The following is a 1,908-nucleotide window of genomic DNA, read 5'->3' on the forward strand; positions in this document are numbered from 1 at the left end:
CATCAATGAGGATTTTCCGGCACTGCTGCTGCTCTGGATCAGGACGGCTAACGGTTTGGGTAACTTTCGGCTCACTGCCGCCAAAAAGCCCGCCAGTAAGTTAGTCGATTCACCGACCACACCACAGGCGGCTAAGTCAGCGGTAATACGCGCTGTCAGGGTCGGATCTTGCAGCAAGTTCAGTGCGGCTTCCCGTTCAGCCTCATTCAGCTCAGGCTGCGCCGTTGCCGGGCTTTCTGCCTGTTGTTGCCACTGTTCGGCAGCCAGTAACACCTGCCCCAGCGAACGCCACAGCGCCGTTTCCCCTAACCCCAGTTCGTTGGCGGCCAGCCTGGCATAACTGTTGCGTGAACGGGCACTCATCAGATCAATCCCATCCGCGAACAACACGCCGCTTTGCCTGTCCAGCACTTGCGCATTAAGTTTCATCGCGGCGGCGCCTGCTTTGATGGCGACCATGCCGCGCAGACACCATTGCAGTGTGCCGATCGAGATCAGCAGCTCGCCATTGTCGCCGAGTTCACAGACCACGCCCGGCGTTACATTGGATACAGGTTCAGCCGCTAAAGGGGAAGCGGATTTGGGTGTCGTGTCCGGCTCAGGTGTTTGGCGCTCTAGAGCCACCATATCCGCCGCCTCCTGCATCGGTACGGCACTCTCAATCAGCAGGGCAAAGGCGGTTTCGGGTTCGGCCATCTTACACAGATAGCTATTCGCATCCCTGCCGGGCGGGAACACCACGCGCAGCGGCGTGATCCCTTTGGCAACCAGTGCTGCCGCCAGTTTCACCGCGGCTTCATTGCCTGCGCTGTCATTGTCGAAGGCGATCAGTACCTGCTTAATGCCGTAGTGTTCGAACGCCTGCCAGTGATCTGCCGTGACGCCGTTCGCACCATAGGCGGCGGTGACATTTCGTTGCCCCGTGACCCAGAACGACAGAGCATCAATGAGTGATTCACACAGGATCAGCGACTTAGAAGCACTCAGCGCCGCTTCATTCCAGACACCGCCATGTGCGCCCGGTAAATACAGATGTAACGGCGTGCCGGGTCGCAGGCGATCCGTGATTTTGCGCCCGTACACTTCCTGTATCCGCCCCTCAGGACTGATCACCGGCACAACCAGCGAACCGACAAAATGTTCATGCCCTGACTGACGCATCACGCCAGCAGCCTGTAAGCGTTGGCGGACGTCAGCCCCGTCTTTGGTGTATTTACTGCCGGGCAGACGGTAAGCGAGCGTGCGGTTGGCAAAACCCAGCTTAAACTGGGCGACTAATTCAGGATGATTGAGCCGCCGCTTTGCCAGATACGCCTGCGCTTCCGGCGCATTCAACAGCGTATGGTGATAAAACCCGATCACCCGCGATAACAGCAGCTGTTGCCCGATCGCATCGCTGACCAGCTCCGCAGGTTGTACCAGCGGCTCTACCGAGGGATTAATCCCTAATACCGCCCGCAGGCGTTCCACGGCATGACGCAGGCTCAGGTTCTCCGTTTGCATCACCCAGTCGAGCACCGAGCCGCCCGCATCGCAGCCAAAGCAGTGATAGAGGTTCTTCGACGGAGTGATCACCATCGAGGGCGTTTTCTCCTCATGGAACGGGCACAGCACTGTCATATCCTTGCCGCGCTTAAACAACTGCCGTCCTTGCTGCTCAATAATAGCCACTAAAGAGACGGCGGATTTCAGGTGCTGTAATTCTGCTTCCGGGATGCGAGCCATATCGATAATCCTTCAAAACGTGTCAATAGGGTTTAGATAAAAATAACTCGACATCAATATACCACATATTGTAGTATTAACAACATATAGTAGTAAAACGTGAGGTAAGTTATGGCTGTCTTATTACATTCAAGAACGGTAACAGCTATGGCTATCAGTAACGAAGAACGCGATTTTTTTATT

Annotated in this window: 1 protein-coding gene; it reads right to left on the reverse strand. The window is 55.7% G+C overall.

Annotation, left to right across the window (positions count from 1 at the left end; all coding sequences use genetic code 11):
- Window positions 1-1,725 (reverse strand): CHC2 zinc finger domain-containing protein (locus tag ABLA76_RS17845; RefSeq protein WP_348988936.1); only part of this gene is annotated, 1,725 nt, incomplete at its 3' end.
- Window positions 1,726-1,908: the final 183 nt, after the last annotated feature.

The organism is Xenorhabdus sp. SGI240 (genome assembly GCF_040081915.1).
Lineage (GTDB): Bacteria > Pseudomonadota > Gammaproteobacteria > Enterobacterales > Enterobacteriaceae > Xenorhabdus > Xenorhabdus bakwenae.